This window comes from Streptococcus sp. VTCC 12905, from assembly GCF_049893385.1.
In the GTDB taxonomy this organism is placed as follows: Bacteria; Bacillota; Bacilli; order Lactobacillales; family Streptococcaceae; genus Streptococcus; species Streptococcus suis_AA.
In genome coordinates this window covers 34462-58760 of the sequence record NZ_JBMVJC010000003.1, presented here as the reverse complement: position 1 = coordinate 58760, position 24299 = coordinate 34462, and the positions used below count along the sequence as shown (strand labels likewise).

Below are 24299 nucleotides of genomic sequence, written 5' to 3'. Positions count from 1 at the left end.
AGTTGGTTCTGTATGTCACATTATAAGATTGCACCGTCTATTTTGGCGGCAGATTATGCAAATTTTGAAAAAGAGCTCAAACGTTTAGAAAAGACAGGTGTGGAGTATGTGCACATTGATGTCATGGATGGTCATTTCGTGCCAAATATCAGCTTTGGGGCGGATGTGGTTGCGGCTATGCGTCCTCATAGCAAGCTGGTTTTTGATTGCCATCTCATGGTGTCCAATCCTGAAAATCATATCGAGACCTTTGCACGTGCGGGTGCAGATATTTTAACCATTCATGCAGAAGCAACGGTTCACCTGCATGGAACCCTGCAAAAAATTCGTGCCGCTGGTATGAAGGTGGGTGTGGTCATCAATCCAGGGACACCTCTTGTGACCATTGAGCCTGTGCTCAACTTAGTGGATCAGGTGCTTCTCATGACGGTCAACCCAGGTTTTGGTGGTCAGGCCTACATTCCAGAAGTAGCTGAGAAGATTGAGGCCTTGGTCAAACTCCGTGAAGCCAAAGGCTTGAACTTTGACATCGAAGTGGACGGCGGAATTGACGATAAGACCATTCATTCAGCCAAAAATGCGGGTGCCAATGTCTTTGTGGCAGGTTCCTACCTCTTCAAAGGCGATTTGGATGTCAACGTTGCCAAATTGAAAGCAGCCCTCCATGATTAAGATTGCCCTAATAGCAGGTGGTTCATTTGACTGCCTTCCTGAGCCTGCAGACCTCTATGTAGGGGTAGACGCAGGCTCACTTCGTCTATTGGAACATTCCCTACCTCTTGACTGGGCTATCGGTGATTTTGACTCGGTGACACCTGAAGAATTAGGGCGGATAAAGGATCTAGCAGAGCGGTTCCTACAAGCACCTGCTGAAAAAGATGACACAGACTTAGAGTTAGCGTTAAAGGAAGTGTTCAAAGTTTATCCGCAGGCTCAGGTTCACATATACGGAGCCTTGGGTGGACGCATGGATCATATGATGGCCAATCTCTTTCTAGCTGCAGAGCCTGACTTGGCACCCTACATGGAGCAAATTGAATTAGTGGACAGTCAGAACATCGTTCGTTTTCGACCTGCAGGAAGGCATATCATTCAACCTATTCAAGGAATGACCTATATTTCCTTTATGCCGTCAGATGGCAGTCGCCTGACCATTCGTCATGCCAAGTATCCGCTGGATGCCAGCAATTATTTTTTCAAAAAATGCTATTCCTCTAACGAATTTATAGATAGAGATATATACATTCAACTGGATAAGGGCTATGTGGTCCTAATCTACAGTAAGGATAAGAATTAGATGGATATTGTACTACTTATTTTACTGATACTGGTCTTGCTCGCCTTGGTTTTTCTTTATGGAAAATGGCAGAGCTTGGCCCTGCTTTTGCAAGATCAGGCAGAAGACACAGCAGACAGCTTGTCTGATCAGCTCAGCTATCAACTAGAAAATGCAACTCTCAAACAGCAGCAAGCCATTCATCAGGAAGTGGAAAGACTCCGCACGGAACTTTACCAACAGCTAACGGACATCCGTCAAGAGCTGAATAAGAGCCACTTGGAAACGCGAGATGCCACCGACCGCCGTTTGCAGGCCATTCAGGAGTCCAATGAAAAACGCCTGGAAGAAATGCGGCAGACGGTTGAGGAAAAGCTGGAGAAAACCCTGCAAACCCGCCTACAAGCCTCCTTTGAAACAGTGTCTAAGCAATTGGAATCGGTCAATCGTGGTCTGGGCGAAATGCAGACGGTGGCGCGTGATGTGGGTAGTCTTAACAAGGTCCTGTCTGGCACCAAAACCCGTGGCATCATGGGTGAATTGCAGCTGGGACAGATTATCGAGGATATTTTGACACCTAGCCAATATGAGCGAGAGTTTGCCACGGTTTCAGGCTCTAGTGAGCGCGTGGAGTATGCGGTCAAGTTACCAGGACAGACGGAAGGCGACTATATCTACTTGCCAATCGATTCCAAGTTTCCGCTGGCGGATTACTACCGCTTGGAAGATGCTTACGAAAGTGGGGATAAGGACCAGATTGACCTCCATCGGAAAAATCTCTTGGCTGCTATTAAACGTTTTGCCAAGGACATTCAGAGCAAGTACCTCAATCCACCTGAAACGACTAATTTTGGTGTGTTGTTCTTGCCAACCGAAGGGCTTTATTCAGAAGTGGTCCGCAATCCGATTTTCTTTGATGACCTTCGCCGTCAGGAAAATATCGTGATAGCAGGACCGACCACGCTTTCTGCCCTGCTTAATTCGCTCTCTGTCGGCTTTAAAACCCTCAATATTCAACGGTCGGCCGATGATATTTCCAAGGTCTTGGGCAATGTCAAGCTGGAATTTGGCAAGTTTTCTGACCTCTTGCTTAAGGCTCAGAAACAACTCAATCAGGCCAGCAGCAATATTGACAAACTCCTAACGACTCGAACCAACGCTATCGAGCGTAGTCTTCGAGCCATCGACCTGTACGAAGATGATCAAACTAAGGGACTGCTTGGCTTGTCCCCATTAGATGAGGAAGATAATGAAAATTAACCAAATGAAAAAAGATGAATTCTTCGAAGGATTCTATTTGATCAAAACAGCAGAAGTCCGTCAAACACGGGCTGGCAAAGACTACTTGGCTCTGACCTTCCAAGATGAGACTGGTGAGATTGAGGGCAAGCTCTGGGACGCCCAACCAGGGAAAATCAAGGATTTTACTGCTGGAACTGTAGTTCATATGCAGGGACGCCGTGAAGTCTACAATAATACACCCCAAGTCAATCAGTTGGTTCTTCGTTTGCCAAAAGCTGGTGAACCCAACGACCCTGCTGATTTCAAGGAAAAACCACCTGTGGATGTCAAGGACACCAAGGACTACCTAAATCAGATGATTTTCCTCATAGAAAATGCCACTTGGCAGCGGATTGTCCGTGCTCTTTACGGTAAATATGAAAAGGAATTTTATTCCTATCCAGCGGCCAAGACCAATCACCATGCCTTTTATTCAGGCTTGTCCTTCCATACCGCGACCATGGTACGCTTGGCGGATAAAATTGGTGATATTTATCCTCAGCTCAATAAGAGCCTGCTCTTTGCAGGAATCATGCTTCATGACCTAGCCAAGGTGATTGAACTGACAGGCCCTGATAACACAGGCTACACTGTCCGTGGCAATCTGATTGGGCACATTTCCTTGATTGATGAAGAGATTACCAAGGTCTTGATGGAATTGGGCATCGATGACAGTCTGGAGGAAGTGACTGTTCTGCGCCACGTTATCCTCAGCCACCACGGCCTCTTGGAGTATGGAAGCCCTGTCCGTCCGCAGATTATGGAGGCGGAAATCCTCCACATGATTGACAATATCGATGCGGAAATGATGATGATGCTGTCGGCCTTGGATAAGGTTGGCCCAGGCGAGATGACCAACCGTATCTTTGCCATGGAGAACCGCGCCTTCTATAAGCCCAACCTAGACTGATGGCAGTTAGGATAGTGTCTCGACAGCCCCTCACCAAAGGCTGGTCCACGGACCAAAAGTACAAGGTTGAGCTAGAAGATGGTCGCTTTGGTCTGTTGAGAATAGCAGAGCGGACAGCTATTGAGGTCAAGAAATTCGAATTTCAATTAGTTGAAAACCTGTTTGGTCTAGGTTTGCCTGTGGCAGAGCCACTAAGCTGTTGGGCGGATGACTTGTCTGTTTACACTCTCTATGAATGGGTGGAAGGTCAGGATATGAATAAAGTGGCTTCCGATCTGCCGGATTCTGTCTTGTATGAACTGGGCTGTCAGGCTGGAAAGTTTTTACGAGCCCTGCATGGTCTGCCTATTGATCAAAGTCTGCGCGACTGGAACAGTTTTTATCAGGCAAAGATTGACAGTAAATTAGCTGCCTACCAAGCAACTAGTCATTCCTATCCAAATGATCAAGCCATGATAGACTTTGTCCAAGCCAACCGTCATTTGCTTGAAAGGAGACCGATTGCCTATCATCATGGAGATTTTCATACAGGTAATTTTCTACTGGGAAGAGATGGAAAACTCAAAATCTTAGACTTTGATCGCTACGATATAGGAGACCCCTGGGAAGAATTCAACCGTTTGATTTTCACGGCAGATTTGTCTCCAGCCTTTGCGCGTGGTCAGGTGGATGCCTATTTTGAAGGATGCATTGCAGAGGAATTTTGGAGACTCACTGCTCTTTATATCACAGTAAATAGTCTAGGAGCTCTTTCTTGGGCAGAACAAGTAGATCCCGAACAAATCCCCTTGATGCAGGCGCAAGCTGAGAGAATAGTTGGTTGGTATGAACACTATAGGCTTTATTCCCCTTCATGGTATCGGTAGTATTTCTATAAAATGCGAAAAAAGACGGACTTTTTATATAAAAAGTTCGCTTTTTGTTGTTTTTGTGATATAATAGAAAAAATAAATTTAGAGGATGATTATATGAAGTTAAGAAGAAGCGAACGGATGGTAGTGATTTCCAATTATCTCATCAACCACCCTTATGAATTGACAAGTTTGAATACCTTTGCTGAAAAGTATGAATCAGCTAAATCTTCCATTTCCGAAGATATTGCCATCATTAAAAAGGCTTTTGAGGAAAGCTCCATTGGGAAAATTGAAACCATCACTGGTGCTAGTGGAGGTGTTGTGTTCACACCGTCTATCTCAAAAGAAGAGTCGTTGCAAATCGCAGAGACACTGCGCAGTCAGATGGCTGAAAGTAGCCGTATCTTACCTGGCGGTTATATTTATTCCTCAGACCTCTTATCAACGCCTCACATCCTAAAAAATGTGGGTCGCATTATTGCAAATGCATTTAAAGATGAAAAAATCGATGCTGTCATGACAGTTGCAACAAAAGGTGTTCCATTAGCGAATGCGGTTGCCAATGTTCTTAATGTACCATTTGTCATTGTTCGCCGTGATTTGAAAATTACGGAAGGGTCAACTGTTTCTGTCAACTATGTGTCAGGATCTAGCGACCGTATCGAAAAGATGTTCCTGTCTAAACGTAGTTTGAAGGCGGGAAGTCGTGTCTTAATCGTCGATGACTTCTTGAAAAATGGTGGAACTATCAATGGTATGATTAGCCTCTTGTCTGAGTTTGACTCGACCTTGGTAGGCGTGGCTGTCTTTGCGGAAAACCAAAAAGGGGACCGCAGCGTAGCGAATTACAAATCCCTGCTGGCTGTGACGGATATCAATGTCAAGGAAAACCGCGTTGACGTCGAATTGGGGAATATTTTTGAATAATCTGTAGCCTCTCTAACGAGAGGTTTTTTTGTATCCGAGAATATCCTGTTATAATGATGCACAAATTTACTGTTGAAATAATGCTAAGAGGGATTTATTGGTGCGATGTTAGGGGGTGAGTCCAATATAATTGTAATAAAAAATAGCAAAAATTATTGACTGAAAATAAATGCGTTGTTATAATACAAATATAAACGAGCTTTGGTAAATATATAGTTCTGTGAAGAATCCCAGTTACGAGTGATGTAAAGTTATTAAAAAATTTCCTTGTTCAATCGTGTAACCAATCTGATTATCATGCTGTCAAAAATCATCTGTATTCTATAGCTATCAAAAAATGTCAGGGTAATGAAATAATGAAAATTGAAAAAATATTTGTACTTGTCTTTTTTGGCTGTTTACTAATCTCATCCATCACATTTCTAACATATGATCATGTCAACGAAGAAATAAAGAAATACATTATTTGGGTCAATACTCTATTCTTTATAATAGTCCTGATCATGATTCTCTATGCAAAATTGATTTTAAAAAAATAATAGTTACACTTGCAAAAGTGGGTGCTACTGTCGTTGTTGGTGTGGTTGTGTAGTACAAAGGGAGACGTTGTAAATTCTGGTGATGAAACTTCAAAGTGAAAAAGAAATTTCAATGGTTGTTATACTACTTATTGCTTTCACTATTCTAAGCATTTTAAGTGTAACGAATAAAATTATTTTAAACAGACACATTCGTAAAGAACTAAGAATAAGTGATGATTTACATACGATTTTTCAACAGTTCTGTGAGAGGGAAGTTGTAGATCCCCCTAAAATTGTCGAATCAAAGGCTTATTGGTATCGCCCGATAGCACATACTGTCGGAGTGAAAAATTTAGAAAGTGATTATTTGGTTGATGCCTTTGCTTTTTTACATGAACTCTATCATTCTAAGGACAGAAATAGATTGCTAAAGCTACAATCCTTTACATCTCTTTATTTTAATCTGATTTCGGTATCTCTGAAGCTATTAGCTACGTATTCATTATTGTTTCAAAAATACATTCCTTTTTTGAAGTGGCTATTGCTAATTGATTCGGTCATGTTATTGGTTTGTATACCCATCACACTATCTATAGAAACATACGCTTCTAAAGGAGCTCTCTCCTTTTTAGAAGAAAAGCAGTACATAGAGCAAAATAGACTTGTGAAATGTCTCTCGCTCCAAGCAATACTTAGTCATGTCTTTCAATTCATCATTTATTCTATATTGTCAATGATTGTATTCTATCTAGTGGAGTAAAAATAATGACTTTGGTGAAGTTGGTATATATAGTCTTGTTTTATCTGCTATGGACGGGATCTCATGTGACTCTGTATGCAGGGGTGCTAGTTTTTTCAAATTTCCTAATTCCCTTTTTAAAACAGAGGGAATACAAGTTAAGTAGGCAAGGTTTTGGTGAAGAAGCGGATTTTCAAGATTTATAATGAGACAGTTTAGGGCTATTGTAGACTCTTGTTTCTGGAGATACTATGGAAAAAATAAAATTTGTCAAAGAAATAGGTTACGTTATTCTGGTAGCAATATTGTTGATAGCCCTTATCTATCGATTGGGCTTGTCCAATGTCGGGAAGCTTGAATTGATGATCAATGTTATGTTTTTCAGTCTTGCCCTTGTGCATCTGTTGAAACGAAATAAGAAAAAATAATTTAAGATTTAATCAAAGGAGCAAATCTATGCCAATCCATCTACTATTTGTTACCCTATCGCTAAATGTAGTTGTGCTGAATCAACTCTATCACTTTTACAAGAAGAAGGAAGACTTGAATAGTACAGTTGCTTTTCTGGTGTGCTTACTTGTGCTAGCTCTTCCCAATGCACAGGACTTTCATGGACTTCTTGGCTTGATTGCAGGAGCTTTTGTTATCGTCTATCTGGGAAGTTTTGTTTACTCCAGATTGGATCCTAAGAGAAGAAGTGTCAAATAGATATTATTGATATAGAAAAACTCACTATTTCCATTGTTGAAATAGTGAGTTTTCTTTACATTTTCAATACTTCCTCAAAACTCTCCGACCTTGCTTCTACGCTGATTTTTTCCAGAGTTAGCGGATGGGTTAGGCTGAGTTTTTGGGCGTGGAGCATGAGTCGGGGGGCGGCTACATAACTATAAAGAGGGTCACCGATTAGGGCATGACCGTTGTGGGCTAGATGAACCCGAATCTGGTGGGTCCGACCTGTCTGGAGGCGACAGGCGACCAAACTATTTTTGCCAATGGTCTTCAAGAGATGGACTTGAGTGAAGGCTGCTTGTCCTTTTTGGTTGTCAACGACTCGCTTTCTGCGATCGTGCCGGTCCCGTCCAATCTTATCGGTAATGGTCCAATCGGTCTTTTTTAACTGCCCTTGGCAGAGGGCGAGATAGTCACGGTAGATGACCTTGTCTTCCAAAAGCCGATTGAGAATGGGTAGGATAAAAGGATTTTTAGCAAAGAGAATGGCTCCGCTGGTTTCCATATCCAGCCTGTGGACTACATAGCAGGTCTGGCCGACATAGGCAGATACATGGTTAAGCAGGGCGATCTCCGTCGGCTCGTTACCGTGGGTCTTCATACCTTCGGGCTTGTTGACTATAATTAGGTGCTCATCTTGATAGAGTTCCTCCACCAAGTCCGCCTGTCCCAGAGGAATGCTTTTTTCAGGATAATCTTCCTGGTCAAAGGTCAATTCTAACAAGTCGCCTGCGGTAATCGGGCTCTGCCAGTTAATCAGCTCACCGTTGACACGGACGTGCTTCTTGGTGCGGAGGAAATGGCGGATTTTTCTAGGAATAAGAAAATAATCTTCCAAGACTTCCTTAACAGTGAGTTGTGGAAAGGCTTGTGGAATGCGAATGTCAATTTTCATCTTACAGACTGGTTGAGTGCTTAGGTTGCACTTTTTCATTTGGATTGAGATAGTTCATGGCATTGTTGACGGCGGTTGGGGCTTCGCCAAAACCAGTTGCAATCAGGTCAATCTTGCCTTCATAGAAACAACAGTCACCGATGGCATAAATACCTGGAACAGAAGTTTCTTGTTTGCTGTTGACGACGATGCGGTGGCGATTGAGCTCCAAACCCCATTCTTTCAGCGTTCCGACGGATGATTTAAAACCGTAGTTGACAAAGAGGTGGTCGAAAGGCAGGGTAAGTTTGTCCTCGCTCTTAACCTTGTCGAAATGAATGGCAGAAGCTCTGCCATTTTCCCCAGAAAGCCCTTTAGGGACAAGTGGTGTATGGATGGTGACGCTAGACTGCTTGAGTTCCTCTACGCTGTGTTCAAGGGCGCGGAAGTTGTCGCGACGGTGGACAATGTGAGTAGTCTTGGCGATTTTCTCAAAAGCTAATGACCAATCAACCGCGGAGTCTCCTCCACCTAAGATGACTACATCTTTGTCAGCATATTGTTGGATATTGGATACATGATAGTGAACGTTTTCAAAGCTGTCTGCTCCCTCGATTTCCAGTGGACGAGGCTTAAAGGCGCCACCTCCCATGGCGATAAGGAGAGTTTTTGTCTGGTGGATGCCTTTGGTGGTTGTCAAGGAAATAACTTCTCCTGGTTCAATGGCAGTCAGAGTTTCATTGAGGCAAATGGTTGTCTCAAAAGTTGAGAGTTGGGCAAGGAGGTTATCGGTTAATTCTTGTCCTGTTAAGCTAGGGAAGGCTGGAATATCCAAAATTGTTTTTTCTGGATAGAGAATAGCCGGTTGGCCCCCAAGCTGTGGTAAGGAGTCAATGATTTTGACTTTAGCTTGGCGGAGATGGGCATAGAAGGCGGCAAATAGACCAACGGGTCCGCCACCAATAATGGTAATATCATATATTTGTGTCATTGGAAATCCTTTTCTGATTCAGAATCTCCCTATTTTATCATATTTTGACAAAAAATTCCGCTGTTCGGCTGTGACAGGTTTGCAGTGGTGTTTTTCTCAGCTAGCTGAAAGAAAATATTGTATAATGGTACAAAATCACTAGAAAGAGGTGTTCTATGGACGATTTGCAACACCAGCCGATTGAAGTTCCAGATGATTTTCAATCTGACAATGATGACAGACCTAGCCGTAGTCGCAGGGGAAATCGTGGTCATTCAGACAAACCAAAGAAAAAGTCTCGCATTCCAGAGCCGGTGCGTAAATTTTGGCGGCGCTATCAACTGACAAAAATAGTTTTGATCTTGATAGGGATAATGGTTCTTACGGTAGGTGGTTACCTATTCTTTCTTGCAAAGACTGCGAATGTTGGGGATTTGCAGGAAGCATTAAAGGCTACAACGATTATTTATGATAAGGACGGTGCTGAAGCAGGTACCTTATCTGGTCAAAAAGGGACTTATGTAGAATTAGATGCTATTTCTGATAATCTTGAGAATGCGGTGATTGCTACAGAAGACAGAAGTTTTTATAAAAACTCAGGGATAAACTATCAACGAACCATCTTAGCTGTTTTGACCTTGGGGCGTTCAGGTGGTGGTTCAACGATTACCCAGCAGTTAGCTAAAAATGCATTTTTGACACAAGAGCAGACCATTAGTCGAAAGGCTAGAGAGTTCTTCCTAGCCCTTGAAATCAATAAAAAATACAGTAAGCAAGAAATACTTACAATGTATCTCAACAATGCCTATTTTGGTAATGGGGTTTGGGGAGTTGAAGATGCTAGTCAAAAATATTTTGGTATTTCTGCTAGTGACTTGACGATTGAACAATCAGCTGTTTTAGCAGGGATGCTTAAAGGTCCAGAAATTTATAATCCCTATTATTCCTTAGAAAATGCAATCAATCGCCGAGATACAGTCTTGCAAAATATGGTCAACGCTGGCTATATTGATCAGGCAACTGCCAATGCAGGTTTTCAAGTCGATTTAGCGAGCCAGTTAGCAGATACCTATACTGGTAAACAAGATAACTATTCTTATCCATCTTACTTTGATGCAGTTATTGCTGAAGCGATTGATCGCTATGGCCTTAAAGAATCAGATGTCATTAATAACGGCTATCGAATATATACCGAAATGGACCAAAATTCTCAAGCGAGTATGCAGGTTATCTTCAATGATGAAACTATGTTCCCGACTTCAATTTATGATGGAACCTCGGCTCAAGCTGCTAGTGTAGCTTTGGATCCTACAAGTGGTGGTGTTCGAGCCTTGGTTGGGCGCGTGAATAGTTCGGAAGATGCTGTGTTTCGAACATTCAACTTTGCGACTCAAGCTAAGCGTAGTCCCGGTTCAACTATTAAGCCGCTTGTTGCCTATGCGCCTGCGGTAGCAGCGGGTTGGGCAATTGATACACCTTTGGATAACCATACAGAAACCTATGGAGATTATACCTTACACAACTATGACTATTCAACTTCGGATACCATCCCAATGTACCAAGCTTTAGCTTTATCTTACAATCTGCCAGTTGCATATATTGTAAATACCTTGGGGATTGACAAGGCTTTTGAATTTGGTCAAAAGTTTGGTCTTGATATGGAAAATGTTGAAAAGGTACTTGGTGCGTCAATCGGATCAGGGGTGGAAACGAACCCCTTGCAAATGGCTCAGGCCTATAGTGCTTTTGCAAATGATGGTGTAATGAAGGATGCTCATCTAATTACACGTATTGAGACAGCGGGTGGAAAGGTATTGGCTCAGCATCGCGAGACAAGTACAAAAGTAATTGACCGATCGGTTGCAGATAAAATGACCTCTATGATGCTTGGGACCTATACGAATGGTACAGGTGTATCTGCAGATGCTACCAATTACTATCTTGCAGGAAAAACGGGAACAACCGAAACAAGTTTTGATGTAAATCTTGTTAATGACCAGTGGTATATTGCTTATACACCTGATTTGGTTATCAGTCAGTGGGTTGGCTTTGAACAGACGGATGAGAATCATTACATTGATAGCAGTAGCTACTGGATGGCTCCAACAGTCTTCCGTACAGTAGCTGATGCGATTTTGCCAAATACAGCAGGGACTGCCTTTGATGTGGAGAATGCCTATGTTCAAAATGGTATTGTAGCGATTCAAGAAGAGGATACAAGTGCTTCAGATTCGGTCGTTACCTCTGATCAAGTGCAAGATATTACTACTCAAGCACAGGATTTGATTGAAAAGACAAAACAACAAATCCTAGATGCCAATATTCCAGAACGGGCGAAAACGTTATGGGATACGGTAAGAAGTTGGTTTGAGTAGTTGTCAAACTGAATAAAACATGTTAGAATAGTAAAGATGGAGGGCTATGATGGCACTAAAAAAAGCAAGTTTAGCCTGTACGGTTTGTGGCTCTCGAAATTATTCGATAAACCTTTCGAGCAATCCCAAACCAACACGGTTAGAAGTAAATAAATTTTGTAAACATTGTGGTCAGTACACTGTTCACAAGGAAACCCGATAGGAGTTGCATATGAAATTCGTTTCAGATATTTTTGGCATTTTAAAAGAGACTGCTTGGCCTACTGGAAAACAAAGCTGGAAAGACTTTGCTTCAGTGATTCAGTATTCCGCATTCTTTGTTGCTCTCATTTACCTATTTGACCTTATTTTGTCAAAAGGAATTATGAGTTTAATTAATATTTTCTAGAAAATGCTTGCCATATTCAAAATGGAAGTGATATAATAGAGAAAAGCGAAAGCCTTCGGGCTTTTTTTTAGCGTCTTCAAATGACATACCGTAGTTTTTGAATGAATCTTTCATTAAAGAATACGAGGCACAGGTTCCAGAGAAAGGAAAGAAAATGTACGATAGTTTTGATAAAGGTTGGTTTGTTTTGCAAACTTATTCTGGTTATGAAAATAAAGTAAAAGAAAACTTACTCCAACGTGCGCATACTTACAATATGCTGGAGAATATTCTTCGTGTAGAAATTCCGACTCAAACAGTACAAGTTGAGAAAAATGGCGAAGTTAAGGAAGTGGAAGAAAATCGCTTCCCGGGCTATGTATTGGTTGAAATGGTCATGACTGATGAAGCTTGGTTTGTGGTGCGTAATACTCCAAACGTAACTGGTTTCGTGGGCTCGCACGGGAACCGTTCAAAACCAACGCCACTTTTGGAAGAAGAAATCCGTCAAATCTTGGTATCAATGGGTCAAACTGTAAAAGAATTTGATACTGATGTGAAAGTTGGTGACACTGTTCGCATTATTGACGGAGCCTTCACAGACTACACCGGTAAAATCACCGAGATTGATAACAATAAGGTCAAAATGGTTATCTCTATGTTTGGTAATGATACCATTGCCGAAGTTAACTTGAGCCAGATTGCTGAGTTGTAAGAAAAAAATATTAAGGGGCGAGAAATCGCTCTTTTTTGTTTCAAATTTTTGATTAGTACGATCGCTCCTAATGAGCATGAATCTAACGAAATTGGCTAAGAAAATAGTCTAAGATAATAGAGATAAAAAGAAAAACACAGACAGTTCGGCAGGATTTCATCATACTCAGCTTGACTCTATCTGTGTTTTTTATTTACTGGCTAGTTTTGCCCAGTCACTTTCTCTTGTGATAGAATTTATTTTTTCAAACTTTCATAGTATGCAGTAATCTTTATCACTTTATCAAAAGACATGCCACCAATATCAGTCCGACTTTTGACATAGTCTGCCAAGGTCTGCTCTGATATGCCCGTGGCTTGTGCAATTTGATAGCGTGAATGCGTCTGGAAGAAGTTCATCATTTCTTCCTTTGATAATACTTGGATCATAGATACTCCTTATCCGAAAACCAACCAGAGTATCAATGCAAAGAGCAATGACCACACTAGGAAAGCTTTCCAGTCAAAACCGTGTTTATTTACTTTGTATTTTACCTTCATAGTATTTTTTGATAACATTTAAGTACACCCCCGAGGGGGTTGATAGTGATTACTCACTATTCAATTCGATGTGCCACTCAATGGTTAGGATGATAAGGTTTAGTTTGATGACCAGCTTATTAGTTCTAATCTTGAATGGCTTTTTAAGTACTTAAACATTTATTACTCCTTCCTGTTAGTTTCCTTGTTTAAGGTAATCTCGCCTTACCTTATGTATCTATAAAATATTATTTATAATAGTAGTGAGGTATTTTTACAAACTTTTTTCGATTTTTTTTAAAATTTTATCGCTTTATAGTTAGTAGCCCCAAATTCGCCCCAAATTATTTTCAAAGTTTGCCAAATTTAACCAGACGGAAAATCAAAAAAGCCCGAAAAATCGGGCTTTGCGTTTTGTTAATTCCTGTTAATACAGGTACTGAAAGGCGGTAGACGGATTTTAGACCCTTGATGTATCAAGGGTTTTCGGCTATTCGTCCGAAATTCGTCCGAAGTTATCAAAGATGTTCCGAATTTTGTCGTTGTTCTTCTCTTTCAGCTTTTCCAGCTGGTGAGCGTATATTTTAAGTGTAATATTGAGATTTTCATGCCCTAGAATTTGAGAGACAGATATCAAGTCCACACCTTGAGCAATCAGGAAACTCGCATAAGTGTGTCGGAGCGAGTGGATAGTGACGGGTCTGCCCACAATCTTCTTAATCGTTTTATTGACTGCCGCATTGCTGATATTGGGAATCAGTCTGTTGTCCTTATTTGGTTCTTTTTGATTTTTTAGATACGCTCGAATAAGTTTTAGAGTATGCTGATCAATAGGGACAGAACGTTGTGAACTTTTGGACTTTAGGGGTATAAAATCCATAGTAAAGGTATAATCAAAAGCTTGCTTGAGATGCAGCATTTGTCCTTTTTTGTCAATATCTTCTAGCCGTAAACCAAGAAGCTCCCCATAACGCAAACCAGTCACTGCTGCAAGGTAGATTGTAAAATAGGAATGGTATTGGATATTGTCTTTACACATGTCAATCAAGTGTAGATACTCATGCTCTTCCAGATACTTGTCTTCAACGGACTTTCTATTTAGATTCGATTTGACGATAGCCCCCTCACAGAAATTGGTATCGATAATTTTTTCACGGACAGCAACCTTGACAGCCGATTGGATATGGTAGTGGAAATTGTCAGCCGTTTCCTGTGAATATTTTTGTGTAAACTTGTTAGCAATACTTTGGTAGTGGGTAGGTGTGATGTCTTTGAGAAGTGTATTTCCAAAATACTGCTTTATATGTTTTTCGGTCTGCTGGTACTTCTTCCAGGTTCTTTCAGCAACGTGAGGCTTTTTATAGATTTTAGCCCATTTTTCGTAGTATTCTAAGAGACTCTGGTCTTTGTTGATGAATGTATTTTTCTTTAAGAACAGTTCTAATTCCATGGCAGCCGCTTGAGCTTGTGATTTAGTCTTAAAACCTTTTTTAGACTTCTCACGGTATTTTCCATTGGCATCTTTATAGGAAACACGATACTGCCAACCAGATGAGAGCTTTTTATAGAATGCCATTTGTTTTTTACCTCATTTTCTGATAAAATAGGTATAGTAAAGAGACCTACTGCAAAGCAGGTTTTCACTATACACGATTCGCCCTACGCTCTCCTCGACCAAAATTTGAGCGTAGGGCTTTTTTATTTTTTGAATAGTTTAATAAGCTTATAGATACTCCAGACAGTCAAAGGTATAGCAAGTAGCGGGAAAATAGGGATACCACTCAAGCCAAATAGGGCTAAGAAACCATACAGTAAAGCAAACAATATTTTTTGTCTTGCTTTCTTTTGATTCTCTAGCATTTCAAAATAGGCTGTGTGATCGATTGTTTCAGTTGCTTTTCCGATATTATCATCGTTACTCTCAATTTGTTCATCTGTCTTGTTTTCTTCTGTATTCACAGAGCTTGAGATATTATCTGTAGACTGTTCTTGAACTTGTGTTTGCTCGACTAAAACAGGCGTTTCTGTTTGCGTAGAATCTGAAATAGTAGGGGCTATCTCAAATCCGATATCTAAGTCATTGTTGGGAACAACTTTATCTTCAATACAGTCAAATTCCTCACTCACAACGCTTGAGATATTATCTGTAGACTGTTCTTGAACTTGTGTTTGCTCGACTAAAACATGCGTTTCTGTTTGCGTAGAATCGTAAATAATAAGGGCTATCTCAAATCCGATATCTAAGTTATTAATGGTAACAACTTTATCCTCAATATAGTCAAATTCCTTGTAAGGCCCACCTACTATCTCCGCAGAAGCAGTATTAAAGTATTTGTCATCAACTAAGTATTTATTGATTTTTTTAGCTATTTTTGCAGGTACATAGCCCACAAAGTTATTCGATATCAAGATTTTTATAGCATTCGGATCATACTGATTATCAGGTTCCATTATTAACTCAACATCGGAAGTAGACATATCTTCATATTTGAAAATTTTATTAGAGAGTCCTTCTAATTCCTCGCGTATTTCGGACGATGATAGATTTCTATAGTATTTTGTCACTTCAGGGATTCCGTATTCTTCGGCAATATCATTACATGTAGCCTTTACTGCTTTCTTGTAATTTGTAACCCCTGCAACTCTAAAAACAAACGATTCAACAGCTTTCGGCATTTTCTCCTCCTAATACCAACTTACTAAATTATAGTATTCTTCCTTTACCATAGCCTCATCAGCTATGGTTTTCAGTTTATACTTCTCCATAAAGACTAGATAGTTAAAATGTGAATAATCTTCACAATTTTCCATTTCTGCTTTGAGTAGATGATGAATCATATTTCTATTTGCTTGCATTTCGTATTTCTCACGAAATATTTCGTAGAGATGTGGTAAATGCCCTTTGTGACCCAATTCATGCAAGGCCACTTTTACTCGTTCGTCTTCAGCGATACTGCTACTGATGAACATAGTTTGTAGTCCAGGTATATAGAAAGCTTCATCCTCGTATTCATCATCTTTAAAGATATGTAGTCTAATCTGGAACTTTTGACAAAGTTCTCTAACTGTCATAGGAAATTACTCCTCTTTAGATAATAAGAAACCTTCAATGATTCGCTGAATAGCTCTCTTGTCCTTGTCGGTCACTGGTTTACCGTTGAAACGCATAGCAGTGCCAGCTAGTTCTTCAACATCCACTTCTTGTCCCTCAAAGTAGAACTTCTGGTCATCTGCAATTCGTGGGTTATCCGTTCTACCAAGTAAGTAGTCTGTAGATACACCAAAGAAGTCCGCAATTTCTGAAATTCTTTCAGCATTCGGTTTTTGCGTTTTCAACTTATAAAGTGTATTCCGACTATAACCAAGCTTTTCTTCCAATTGAATAAGAGTCAATCCTCGTTTTTTGGTAAGCTCTTTTATTCTTTCAAACGTTGGGAACATTGTTTTATCAACCTTTCTAAGGCATGACAAAAAATAATTCAACTTTTTGGGAGAAAAGTGTTGACAATTCAACCAATAAGGTGTATTATTATTTTGTAAGCTAAAGAGTTAGCGAATAAGACAACTAAAAAATAAAGCCTAATGAAACTGATTGGCGTCTGTTTTTTCTAGGTAATACCTTACTTTTCAGTAAGTCTTTTCTCTATGTTTTGATTTTAACCTATTGGGTGATAAAAGTCAAGAAATTCGCTAACTTTTTAGTTAAAAATAATAAAAAAGGAGGAAATGCTATGGCATTCGGGTCAATGACTGTAACTGTCAAAATTGCAAATATTGATCGTTTTATTGAACTGAGCGATGAGTTCAATAAAAAAGCCCGCGAGCTTGAACAACTGGCTCACGAGCTAAAAACATTCGACTTTGAAGGCGAAGTTGTATCAACCGATAGCAACTAGCTCAAAGTTGTCATTATCTGAAAAAAGATAGATTGGATAGTTTTCTTTGGTTTCGAAGTTGTAGAAATCGTATCCGAAATTATCTTTTTTCAAGACAGAATACTTGGAAGATAGCACTTCAAGATTGATTTGGGTCAGCAATTTGACGATCTGGATTCGAGCTTGGTCGGCATCAGATATTCTCTGTAAAGCCCGTAAATGCTCTTCGCTAGGGAAGATGTCAACCAATTCCTGCCTATTGTTAATATAGCTGTTTTCTCCGTGTAAGCGACCGTGCTGCAAATAGTAATCTGTGAATGTCAGATTGCTATATTCCTGATAGGTCTCAAACGTAATTCGTTGACCTCGGTACAGATAGACAAGAGTATCATCTTGAAGTGCGTCTTTGCTAGAAGTAATGCCAATCAAAAATTTATGGCACGCTTCCAATATGCGAACTTGATTTATATCCATGACTTGACCTCCTTTCTATAAAGATTTCAAGTCTATTATACCAAATTTAAGAAAGGAAAAATATGAGCAAAGAGTTAAAAGAAATCAAAGCTATGATTAAAACTCGCTTGATTGAGCTAGATATGAAACAGTATGAATTAGCTCAAAGTGTTAACGTGTCTAGTACGGTCATTTCTGAGTTGTTAAGCTACGGAAAAGGTAGTGATATTGTAAAGCAAAATGTTGCTACTGTCTTGGGAATTGAAAATCCTTGGGAGAAGTTTTGAGGAGGAGTAGAAAGGAGAATAACGTGAGACCAAAACGTTATCCATATAGCGGAAAAATAAAAGCCTCAACTACTGATATAGTCAAGGATTGGGAAAAAGCTTATTCAGATTTTGTTGCTGAAATGCAAAGTGAGCAAGATCAATCTGAACAGAAGTTATTAAACGCTACCGAGAGAGTCGATCAACTTGAGTCTCAAGTTCATCAATTTGTTTTGACAAAATGTCAATTTTCTGATTAGTGAACGTATTTTCTAAGTCATCTGCTTGAGCTTGTAATAGTGTTTCAATCATATTTATGACCACGTCAACGTCACCAGAAATCATTTTTTTCAAAGAATTGTATGTAGCTTCTTTGAATGTATCAAAATGTACACTCATATTGTTATCCTCCTTTCTGTATCTATAGCTAAATTATAGCATGGATAGGAGGGGGAAACAAATATAGAAAGGAGAAGGAAATGGAATATAAAACACTTGATGAAGTAGTAGCTCAATATGTAGCGGATGTTATTAAAGAAACAGATAAAAAAGACCCAGCAACTATTGTGGAAGTGCAGAATGTGGCGGGAGATGATGACTAGCAAGCTGATTACCAACTGGCAAAAGAAAAACCATCAGCTCAGTCAACTGATAGTTGATAGCCTTGAGGGGCTAGATGTTTGGGAAACAATTTTAGCACTTGGAGAAATAAGGAGGGGTATGGTGTGAATAATTATATTACAAACGAGGAGCTTGAAAATGCTAAGCAAGATATTATTCAATTATTAGCTAAAAAAGAGTTCACAAGCGGAAAGGCAATTTTTGTACTTAATGAGACGATTGAACATATAAAAAACCATTCAATATTGAGTATTTAGTGGTTATTTCAAAACCTTAATAAAGGCCTCGGCAGCGTTTTTCATGAATTTTAATTGCTTATCTTGATCATTACTGCCAATCCAAAACAGTTTTTCAGTAGCATTTAGCTTGACTTGATAAACTTCATCAAAATTCTGTCCGGTCACAGTCTGATAGATGATGTTTATTATGACAGTTCCTTTTAGGTCGTTATCGATGACATGCATAAATTTTTGTGATGGAGCAATAGTGTAACCAATCAATGAGGACATATTAAAATCATATTCGTCAATGCTTTGCATGAATTTCAAATCTAGGATGGTTGCAGGAGTATTCCCAAAATTCTTTATAACCATGTATTTATGAAAACTTTCAATTTCTACGGTTTCGAGATAGGCTACGACTACAGGTCTATTCGTCTCTGCGGTGATTTCTGCCGTTAGTTTGTTTGCATTGCTAGCAATTTTGATGGCTTTGTTGGAGTAATAGATTGAGATTAGTCCTATGATAGTTGAGGTAATGATTGATAACACTTCAATAATGTCAGAAGTAGTCATGCTAGTCTCCTAATAGTTTTTGATTTTATTATATCAAATTAGAAAGGAATTTTATGAACGAAATTTTTGTTTTCCACGGGCAGGAAGTCCGTACTGTTACCATTAACAACGAGCCTTGGTTTGTTGGGAAAGATGTGGCAGATATTTTAGGTTATCTAAAACCACTTGATGCAATTTCTCGACATGTTGATGATGATGACTCCGTGAAACACGGACTCATCGATAGTTTGGGGCGCATCCAAAATACAATCATCATAAACGAATCTGGTCTTTATTCACTTATTTTATCCAGTAAGTTACCACAGGCAAAAGAATTCAAACGTTGGGTAACTAGCGAGGTATTACCACAGATTCGTCAGCAGGGAGCTTACGTGCCAGAGAATTTATCTGATGAAGCTTTCATTGCTCTATTTACTGGTCAGAAGAAACTGAAAGAGCAGCAGTTGGTATTGGCTCAAGATGTTGATTATCTCAAAAATGAACAACCAATTCATCCAAGCTTTGCTCAATCCTTGCTGAAGAAGAGAAAAGCACGTGTCGTTGCTTGTCTAGGTGGGATGGACAGTCCAGCCTATGCTGACAAAATCTTTGCACAGTCGGTCTTTCGACAAGCTGAGGTTGATTTCAAAGACCATTTCAACATCAATCGCTATGATATGTTGCCAAAGAAATTCGCTGAAGCGGCATTGTCTTACTGGATGACGTGGGAACCAAGCACAAATACCAAAATGAAAATTTCGGAGATGAACGCTTATGAACTGTGAAACGCAAAAAAGCCTGACAGCAATCAGGCTCAAATATAAAGATACAAGAGGATTATACCATGAATGATCTAATGATTCAAATGTTGGAACAGTTTGAAGCTGGGTTAATGGATAGAGCGTTAAAGGTCATGCACGTTGTTATAGACGAAAAGAGACGATTTCCAATGGAACTCAACAAATCTCAGTGTGCTGAAATGCTCTTAGGAACGAAAGACACAGGGACTTTTGACTCGAGATTTAATTGTCATAAAGATTTCCCGAGAATACCAAATGCTCGTGAAAAATACCCTCGTGATGCGGTAATTGAATGGTACCACAATAATTGGCAAAGGACAGTGATATGACAGAAGAACTACTACTAACAACGGAACAGGCATTGCTTGCTATTGCTATTTTGACCACAATCTTAATCTGGCTTATCCGTAAGCCTGTTGAGATTGATGTTAAAGAGCCTGCGATTGAAGAAAAGCAACCAGAGCGGAATTTGAGATACTTGCAGATTGGGACTTATTACGGAGGATAAGATTATATGAAATTTTGGAATATGATTAAAAAGTTTTTGAGTGTTGAGGAAGAGAATTCTGCTAATAAAGTTAACCCTCTGAAAAGTTCAGAAGAGAAGTGGAAAGCTCTTGCTTTAGAATTAAATAAAGAGCTTCAACGCACTCGTGAACAGCACAAGTTCGCTATACAAGAATGTGTCAGATTGCAGGCTATCTGCGATTGTCAGGCAGAGTTGTTGGCAGATCGTGAGGTCTAGCTATGGTCTGGATTGTTGCAAAAATAAATAAAAAAGTCCGTGGTCGGAAGTATTATTTTAAAAAGACTTTCGAAATATGGCAAAATGCTAGAATTTACCAACAGGACCTTTGGAATAAGGGCATTATGGCTGAGATGTGGGAGGAGAGGGATGGTTCGCAGACATGAATTCGCCCACAAAGTACCCAAACGAGTAGGTGATTTGAAGTCTAATACAGGGGTGGATTACGCTATTTGGGTACAAAATTGTGAGCTGACTAATGATGAACTAGCGGTATTGCTCGTTATAGATGTGAGATATGTAACGAGAATGCGGAAACTTGACTGGATTCCCGATACATCTGTCCGAGAGCGCATTGATCACTTAATTTTGACAAGGAGAACATGATGGCTAGCGAGATTAAATGGATTAAGATTGTCACTGATATCTTTGACGATGAAAAAATTCTGCTGATTGAGTCTTTGCCAGAAGCCGACACGATTATCGTGGTTTGGTTTAAGCTTCTTACTCTTGCCGGCAAGCAGAATTACAGCGGTGTCCTGATGATGAATGACCGTGTGCATTACACGGATGAAATGTTGTCAACTTTGTTTCGCAGGCCATTGAATACGGTTCAGGCTGCACTTCAAACTTTTGAGCAGTTTGGGATGATTGAGATTATTAATAATGCCATTACTATTCCAAACTGGGAGAAACATCAGAGTGTAGAGGGGATGGAAAAGGCTAGGGAACAAGCTCGGAAGCGTATCGCAAAGTATCGGGAGAAGCAGAAACAACTGGCAAATAGTAACGTTACATGTAACGTTACAGTAACGCATGGTAACGCACTAGATAAAGAAGAAGAAATAGATAAAGAAGAAGATATATATAATATATGTCCGATTAAGGAAATCATTGAATACTTAAATTCAGCAACTGGAAAGTCTTATCGTTATCAGTCAAGTAGCAACAAGAAAATTATTCAGGCTAGGTGGAACGAGGGGTACAAGTTGGATGCTTTCAAAAAGGTCATTGACAACATGGTAGCTAACTGGACCGGTACAGAATGGGAGAAATATCTCCAACCGTCAACTTTGTTCAGAGAGTCGAATTTTGATAAGTATCTGAACATGGTGCCTAGAGTTCAAAAAACTACACAAACAAATGTTCCTGATTGGGCAAGTGAAGAAGTTAAGAATGAGCATACTGAAGAGGGTCAAGCTAGATTGGCTGAATTATATGCTGAACTGGAGGCTATGGAAAATGGTGAAACGGGTCATACTTAAAAACTCAGCGAAACAAGATAAGCCATATATTCGAGAGATAAGGCATCTAACTACTGGATTTGATATATTCTATGGGAATGATCAACAGGCATTCCGATATGCAACTTGGGCAGTTGGAGTTGATATGGCAAGGTCATTGTACTTGCGTGGTGATTTTAAAATTATTGAGGTAGATGATTGATGTTTAAGGTTATGCATATGATTAACGGCTTCTATCCTATTCATTTAGGTTACTATTCAAACATTAAAGAAGCGGTTGAGTCTATCAAGGAACATGTGAGAGCTAATTCTGCTATTAGTAATCCTAGATATTCAAAGTGCTGGAAAAATAATCATATTCGCATTGATTATGGCGCTAAGGATTGCTACTTCTTAATAATTTTGGAAGAACAATGGATAGATTAGAAATGCTAGTATATTGGCAAGAAGCAAACGAGCCACTTCGTATGTCTGAGAAGGCCCGCTTGATGGCTTTGCCTGGAGATGATTTTGTAGCCGAATTGAATCGTATGGTCGAGGAGTATCATCGTACCAGATATGGAGGTAGTTGATGGTAGCCCATGAAAAAGAGTACGCTCTCTACAAAGGCGACAAGCTACTAGCAATTGGAACAGCGAAGGAGTTGGAAGATAAGTTTGGCGTGAAGGTATCAACGATACACTTTTACAAGTCGCCAGCGTATATAAAAAGGACGAGCGATGTGAGAGGGAGGAGATTAGTTGAAATTTGAGTTATTTAATGACCATTTCGAGAATGCGAAACGGTACAACATCCCACGAGCCCAGTTGATTATTGCTGATATACCCTACAATCTTGGAAATAATGCCTATGCTAGTGACCCGAGGTGGTACAAGGACGGCGATAACGCAAATGGGGAGAGCAAGTTGGCTGGAAAGTCATTCTTTGATACGGATAATGATTTTAAGATTAATAATTTCTTTGATTTCTGTTCTCGGCTTTTGAAGAAGGAGCCGAGAGAAAAAGGTAAGGCACCAGCTATGATTGTTTTTCATGCATGGCAACAGCGAGATATGGTTATCGAGTGTGGGAAGAAGCACGGTTTTAATAATGCTTATCCGCTTTATTTTACTAAGAAATCCAGTCCTCAGGTATTGAAAGCGAACATGAAGATTGTGGGTGCCGTGGAAGAAGCCACTGTATTATATCGTGATAAGTTGCCGAAATTTAACAATAACGGATCTATGGTACTCAATCATGCACCGTGGGAGAAGGATAGTTCTTATCCAACTATCCACCCGACACAAAAACCTATTCCTGTGCTGAAACGGCTGATTGAGATTTTTACGGACGAGGGCGACGTAGTGATTGACCCTGTGGCAGGAAGTGGGTCAACACTGAGGGCAGCGATTGAGATGAACCGCTCAGCATATGGTTTTGAAATTAAAAAGGATTTTTACAAGAAGGCAAAAGAGCAGATGTTGTCTAGTTATCAGCCCAGTTTATTTTGAGAGGGTGGAGCAGATGACTATATATGATTTTTTGGATGGTAGTGAATGTTGACAAAAAATGAATTTTTAGAGAAATTGGAAAAAGCAAGAGCTAGTCAATTGGTGATTGAGGAATGTTTGTATGAAATCTTTGAAGGCTATAACTTAGTAGAAGTGCCTTTTAAAGCTGTTAATACTAATAACTTAGAAGAAGCAATTCAGTGCTACATCCATTATGGAGAACTACCACTCTCTGGTAACATAGATGATTTTTGGAAAAGTTACAAGAAATATGTGCAAGAGGAGGGGAAAGATGAATAAATTTGTTCACGCAGACTGTATGGACGTGATGCATGAGTATCCTGACAATTATTTTGACCTTGCAATTGTAGACCCACCGTATTTTAGCGGACCTGAAAAGCGGAGGTTCTATGGACGGAAAATCAGTCCAATTGGCGTTCAACGTTTGTATGGACAGACGAGTGAATGGGGTGTTCCCGGCAAGGATTATTTCGACGAACTAATCAGAGTTTCCAAAAATCAGATTATCTGGGGCGTAAATTATTACCAATATGATTTCGGTCCAGGTCGCATTGTCTGGGATAAGGTCAATGGACAGTCGAGCTTTTCAGATTGTGAGATTGCTTACTGCAGTATGCATGATAGTGTGAGATTGTTTCGTTATATGTGGAATGGCATGATGCAGGGGAAATCCATCGCAGAGGGTCATGTCCAGCAAGGGAACAAGCGATTGAACGAGAAAAGGATACACCCTACACAGAAACCTATTAATCTATATCGTTGGTTAATCCTAAAATATGCCACAGAAGGCGACAAAATCTTAGATACACATGTTGGCTCAGCCAGCAGTTTAATTGCTTTTGAAGAGGCTGGGCTGGAATACGTCGGCTGTGAGAAAGACGGACAAATTTTCCAATCAGCTCTGGCCAGACTTGAAGAATATAAATCACAGATTAAATTATTTTAGGAGGAG

The 24299-nt window shown here is 39.9% G+C and carries 40 protein-coding genes; 30 read left to right on the top strand and 10 right to left on the bottom strand.

All coding sequences use genetic code 11. The features are described from left to right. Positions 1-12 precede the first annotated feature (12 nt). From rpe to ACPC58_RS02010, 9 genes are all read left to right on the top strand, one after another. Positions 13-672 (top strand): ribulose-phosphate 3-epimerase, encoded by a 660-nt coding sequence (gene rpe / locus ACPC58_RS02050; RefSeq protein ID WP_130554196.1) that lies wholly within the window; start codon positions 13-15, stop codon positions 670-672. Continuing rightward, a complete protein-coding gene (locus tag ACPC58_RS02045; RefSeq protein WP_434065093.1) occupies positions 665-1297 on the top strand; it encodes a thiamine diphosphokinase in 633 nt (210 codons plus the stop codon). The genes rpe and ACPC58_RS02045 overlap by 8 nt, the downstream gene beginning before the upstream one ends. Next, positions 1298-2536, top strand: coding sequence for a DNA recombination protein RmuC (locus ACPC58_RS02040; protein ID WP_217374546.1), 1239 nt, complete (start codon positions 1298-1300; stop codon positions 2534-2536). Continuing rightward, entirely contained in the window at positions 2526-3467 is a 942-nt protein-coding gene (locus ACPC58_RS02035; RefSeq protein WP_434065092.1) for a 3'-5' exoribonuclease YhaM family protein, read from the top strand. Before ACPC58_RS02040 ends, ACPC58_RS02035 begins: the two co-directional genes overlap by 11 nt. Beyond that, positions 3467-4333: an aminoglycoside phosphotransferase family protein gene (locus tag ACPC58_RS02030; protein WP_434065091.1), complete on the top strand. Its 867-nt coding sequence runs from the start codon at positions 3467-3469 to the stop codon at positions 4331-4333. The genes ACPC58_RS02035 and ACPC58_RS02030 overlap by 1 nt, the downstream gene beginning before the upstream one ends. A gap of 102 nt (positions 4334-4435) precedes the next feature. Next, positions 4436-5248, top strand: coding sequence for a pur operon repressor (purR, locus tag ACPC58_RS02025; RefSeq protein ID WP_024391625.1), 813 nt, complete (start codon positions 4436-4438; stop codon positions 5246-5248). 618 nt (positions 5249-5866) lie between these two features. Beyond that, on the top strand, positions 5867-6529 hold the full coding sequence (locus ACPC58_RS02020; RefSeq protein ID WP_277844288.1) for a hypothetical protein: 663 nt from the start codon (positions 5867-5869) through the stop codon (positions 6527-6529). 230 nt (positions 6530-6759) lie between these two features. Continuing rightward, positions 6760-6936, top strand: coding sequence for a hypothetical protein (locus tag ACPC58_RS02015; protein ID WP_172041245.1), 177 nt, complete (start codon positions 6760-6762; stop codon positions 6934-6936). Between the two features lie 28 nt (positions 6937-6964). Further along, the gene (locus ACPC58_RS02010) at positions 6965-7216 is read left to right on the top strand and encodes a hypothetical protein (protein ID WP_277837297.1); all 252 of its coding nucleotides are present in this window, start codon (positions 6965-6967) and stop codon (positions 7214-7216) included. 55 nt (positions 7217-7271) lie between these two features. Here the strand turns inward: ACPC58_RS02010 and ACPC58_RS02005 are convergent, their stop codons facing one another. Together ACPC58_RS02005 and ACPC58_RS02000 are read right to left on the bottom strand one after the other, a co-directional pair. Continuing rightward, positions 7272-8135 carry an RluA family pseudouridine synthase gene (locus ACPC58_RS02005; RefSeq protein ID WP_434065090.1) on the bottom strand — a complete coding sequence of 288 codons (864 nt, stop codon included), beginning with the start codon at positions 8133-8135 and terminating at the stop codon, positions 7272-7274. Between the two features lies 1 nt (position 8136). Next, on the bottom strand, positions 8137-9105 hold the full coding sequence (locus tag ACPC58_RS02000; protein ID WP_434065089.1) for an NAD(P)/FAD-dependent oxidoreductase: 969 nt from the start codon (positions 9103-9105) through the stop codon (positions 8137-8139). Between the two features lie 155 nt (positions 9106-9260). Between ACPC58_RS02000 and pbp2a the strand changes: the two genes are divergently transcribed. From pbp2a to nusG, 4 genes are all read left to right on the top strand, one after another. Then, complete coding sequence (gene pbp2a, locus ACPC58_RS01995) at positions 9261-11459, top strand: penicillin-binding protein PBP2A (RefSeq protein ID WP_434065088.1); 2199 nt, start codon at positions 9261-9263, stop codon at positions 11457-11459. Positions 11460-11508: 49 nt separating this feature from the next. Next, positions 11509-11661, top strand: a complete 153-nt coding sequence (rpmG, locus tag ACPC58_RS01990) for a 50S ribosomal protein L33 (RefSeq protein WP_032512074.1) — start codon at positions 11509-11511, stop codon at positions 11659-11661. A gap of 9 nt (positions 11662-11670) precedes the next feature. After that, a complete protein-coding gene (gene secE, locus ACPC58_RS01985; protein WP_217374554.1) occupies positions 11671-11847 on the top strand; it encodes a preprotein translocase subunit SecE in 177 nt (58 codons plus the stop codon). A gap of 154 nt (positions 11848-12001) precedes the next feature. Beyond that, the gene (gene nusG / locus ACPC58_RS01980) at positions 12002-12541 is read left to right on the top strand and encodes a transcription termination/antitermination protein NusG (protein WP_277837301.1); all 540 of its coding nucleotides are present in this window, start codon (positions 12002-12004) and stop codon (positions 12539-12541) included. 236 nt (positions 12542-12777) lie between these two features. Here the strand turns inward: nusG and ACPC58_RS01975 are convergent, their stop codons facing one another. The 5 genes from ACPC58_RS01975 to ACPC58_RS01955 form a co-directional block, all read right to left on the bottom strand. Then, complete coding sequence (locus tag ACPC58_RS01975; RefSeq protein ID WP_217374555.1) at positions 12778-12969, bottom strand: helix-turn-helix transcriptional regulator; 192 nt, start codon at positions 12967-12969, stop codon at positions 12778-12780. A 580-nt stretch (positions 12970-13549) separates the two neighbouring features. Beyond that, positions 13550-14635, bottom strand: a complete 1086-nt coding sequence (locus ACPC58_RS01970) for a tyrosine-type recombinase/integrase (RefSeq protein ID WP_434065087.1) — start codon at positions 14633-14635, stop codon at positions 13550-13552. A 122-nt stretch (positions 14636-14757) separates the two neighbouring features. Next, complete coding sequence (locus ACPC58_RS01965; RefSeq protein WP_434065086.1) at positions 14758-15735, bottom strand: HIRAN domain-containing protein; 978 nt, start codon at positions 15733-15735, stop codon at positions 14758-14760. Positions 15736-15744: 9 nt separating this feature from the next. Further along, the gene (locus ACPC58_RS01960; protein WP_434065085.1) at positions 15745-16131 is read right to left on the bottom strand and encodes an ImmA/IrrE family metallo-endopeptidase; all 387 of its coding nucleotides are present in this window, start codon (positions 16129-16131) and stop codon (positions 15745-15747) included. A 6-nt stretch (positions 16132-16137) separates the two neighbouring features. Continuing rightward, a complete protein-coding gene (locus tag ACPC58_RS01955) occupies positions 16138-16500 on the bottom strand; it encodes a helix-turn-helix domain-containing protein (protein ID WP_434065084.1) in 363 nt (120 codons plus the stop codon). Between the two features lie 290 nt (positions 16501-16790). Between ACPC58_RS01955 and ACPC58_RS01950 the strand changes: the two genes are divergently transcribed. After that, on the top strand, positions 16791-16955 hold the full coding sequence (locus ACPC58_RS01950; RefSeq protein WP_277837306.1) for a hypothetical protein: 165 nt from the start codon (positions 16791-16793) through the stop codon (positions 16953-16955). On the opposite strand, the gene ACPC58_RS01945 is transcribed toward ACPC58_RS01950, so the two are convergent. Further along, the gene (locus ACPC58_RS01945) at positions 16938-17408 is read right to left on the bottom strand and encodes a hypothetical protein (RefSeq protein ID WP_434065083.1); all 471 of its coding nucleotides are present in this window, start codon (positions 17406-17408) and stop codon (positions 16938-16940) included. The genes ACPC58_RS01950 and ACPC58_RS01945 overlap by 18 nt on opposite strands. A 62-nt stretch (positions 17409-17470) precedes the next feature. On the opposite strand from ACPC58_RS01945, the gene ACPC58_RS01940 reads away from it, so the two are divergent. Next, positions 17471-17674, top strand: a complete 204-nt coding sequence (locus ACPC58_RS01940) for an XRE family transcriptional regulator (RefSeq protein WP_434065082.1) — start codon at positions 17471-17473, stop codon at positions 17672-17674. A gap of 165 nt (positions 17675-17839) precedes the next feature. Here the strand turns inward: ACPC58_RS01940 and ACPC58_RS01935 are convergent, their stop codons facing one another. After that, positions 17840-18052 (bottom strand): hypothetical protein, encoded by a 213-nt coding sequence (locus ACPC58_RS01935; protein WP_277837309.1) that lies wholly within the window; start codon positions 18050-18052, stop codon positions 17840-17842. 80 nt (positions 18053-18132) lie between these two features. Here ACPC58_RS01935 and ACPC58_RS01930 point away from each other — a divergent pair, with 80 nt between their 5' ends. Genes ACPC58_RS01930 through ACPC58_RS01920 form a run of 3 tightly spaced genes read left to right on the top strand, consistent with a single transcriptional unit; the run spans position 18133 to position 18531 of the window. Then, positions 18133-18255: a hypothetical protein gene (locus tag ACPC58_RS01930; protein WP_277837310.1), complete on the top strand. Its 123-nt coding sequence runs from the start codon at positions 18133-18135 to the stop codon at positions 18253-18255. After that, positions 18233-18382 carry a hypothetical protein gene (locus ACPC58_RS01925; protein WP_434065124.1) on the top strand — a complete coding sequence of 50 codons (150 nt, stop codon included), beginning with the start codon at positions 18233-18235 and terminating at the stop codon, positions 18380-18382. The genes ACPC58_RS01930 and ACPC58_RS01925 overlap by 23 nt, the downstream gene beginning before the upstream one ends. Continuing rightward, the gene (locus ACPC58_RS01920; RefSeq protein ID WP_257384655.1) at positions 18379-18531 is read left to right on the top strand and encodes a hypothetical protein; all 153 of its coding nucleotides are present in this window, start codon (positions 18379-18381) and stop codon (positions 18529-18531) included. Before ACPC58_RS01925 ends, ACPC58_RS01920 begins: the two co-directional genes overlap by 4 nt. A 3-nt stretch (positions 18532-18534) precedes the next feature. Here the strand turns inward: ACPC58_RS01920 and ACPC58_RS01915 are convergent, their stop codons facing one another. Then, entirely contained in the window at positions 18535-19068 is a 534-nt protein-coding gene (locus ACPC58_RS01915; protein WP_277837312.1) for a hypothetical protein, read from the bottom strand. Positions 19069-19121: 53 nt separating this feature from the next. Here ACPC58_RS01915 and ACPC58_RS01910 point away from each other — a divergent pair, with 53 nt between their 5' ends. From ACPC58_RS01910 to ACPC58_RS01855, 12 genes are all read left to right on the top strand, one after another. Beyond that, positions 19122-19832 (top strand): ORF6C domain-containing protein, encoded by a 711-nt coding sequence (locus ACPC58_RS01910; protein ID WP_434065081.1) that lies wholly within the window; start codon positions 19122-19124, stop codon positions 19830-19832. 59 nt (positions 19833-19891) lie between these two features. Continuing rightward, a complete protein-coding gene (locus tag ACPC58_RS01905) occupies positions 19892-20176 on the top strand; it encodes a DNA-binding protein (RefSeq protein ID WP_277837315.1) in 285 nt (94 codons plus the stop codon). Next, positions 20173-20355: a hypothetical protein gene (locus ACPC58_RS01900; protein ID WP_277837316.1), complete on the top strand. Its 183-nt coding sequence runs from the start codon at positions 20173-20175 to the stop codon at positions 20353-20355. Before ACPC58_RS01905 ends, ACPC58_RS01900 begins: the two co-directional genes overlap by 4 nt. A gap of 6 nt (positions 20356-20361) precedes the next feature. After that, positions 20362-20592, top strand: a complete 231-nt coding sequence (locus tag ACPC58_RS01895; RefSeq protein WP_434065080.1) for a hypothetical protein — start codon at positions 20362-20364, stop codon at positions 20590-20592. A 150-nt stretch (positions 20593-20742) separates the two neighbouring features. Then, on the top strand, positions 20743-20979 hold the full coding sequence (locus ACPC58_RS01890) for a hypothetical protein (RefSeq protein WP_434065079.1): 237 nt from the start codon (positions 20743-20745) through the stop codon (positions 20977-20979). Then, the gene (locus ACPC58_RS01885) at positions 20976-21857 is read left to right on the top strand and encodes a phage replisome organizer N-terminal domain-containing protein (protein WP_434065078.1); all 882 of its coding nucleotides are present in this window, start codon (positions 20976-20978) and stop codon (positions 21855-21857) included. Before ACPC58_RS01890 ends, ACPC58_RS01885 begins: the two co-directional genes overlap by 4 nt. Before the next feature lie 180 nt (positions 21858-22037). Beyond that, positions 22038-22262, top strand: coding sequence for a hypothetical protein (locus tag ACPC58_RS01880; RefSeq protein ID WP_434065077.1), 225 nt, complete (start codon positions 22038-22040; stop codon positions 22260-22262). Then, the gene (locus tag ACPC58_RS01875; RefSeq protein WP_434065076.1) at positions 22250-22408 is read left to right on the top strand and encodes a hypothetical protein; all 159 of its coding nucleotides are present in this window, start codon (positions 22250-22252) and stop codon (positions 22406-22408) included. The genes ACPC58_RS01880 and ACPC58_RS01875 overlap by 13 nt, the downstream gene beginning before the upstream one ends. After that, positions 22408-22587, top strand: coding sequence for a hypothetical protein (locus ACPC58_RS01870; protein ID WP_434065075.1), 180 nt, complete (start codon positions 22408-22410; stop codon positions 22585-22587). The genes ACPC58_RS01875 and ACPC58_RS01870 overlap by 1 nt, the downstream gene beginning before the upstream one ends. After that, positions 22577-23326 (top strand): DNA-methyltransferase, encoded by a 750-nt coding sequence (locus ACPC58_RS01865; protein ID WP_434065074.1) that lies wholly within the window; start codon positions 22577-22579, stop codon positions 23324-23326. Before ACPC58_RS01870 ends, ACPC58_RS01865 begins: the two co-directional genes overlap by 11 nt. A 45-nt stretch (positions 23327-23371) precedes the next feature. Beyond that, entirely contained in the window at positions 23372-23626 is a 255-nt protein-coding gene (locus ACPC58_RS01860) for a hypothetical protein (RefSeq protein WP_434065073.1), read from the top strand. Beyond that, positions 23619-24293, top strand: coding sequence for a DNA methyltransferase (locus ACPC58_RS01855; protein ID WP_434065072.1), 675 nt, complete (start codon positions 23619-23621; stop codon positions 24291-24293). Before ACPC58_RS01860 ends, ACPC58_RS01855 begins: the two co-directional genes overlap by 8 nt. Positions 24294-24299 lie beyond the last annotated feature (6 nt).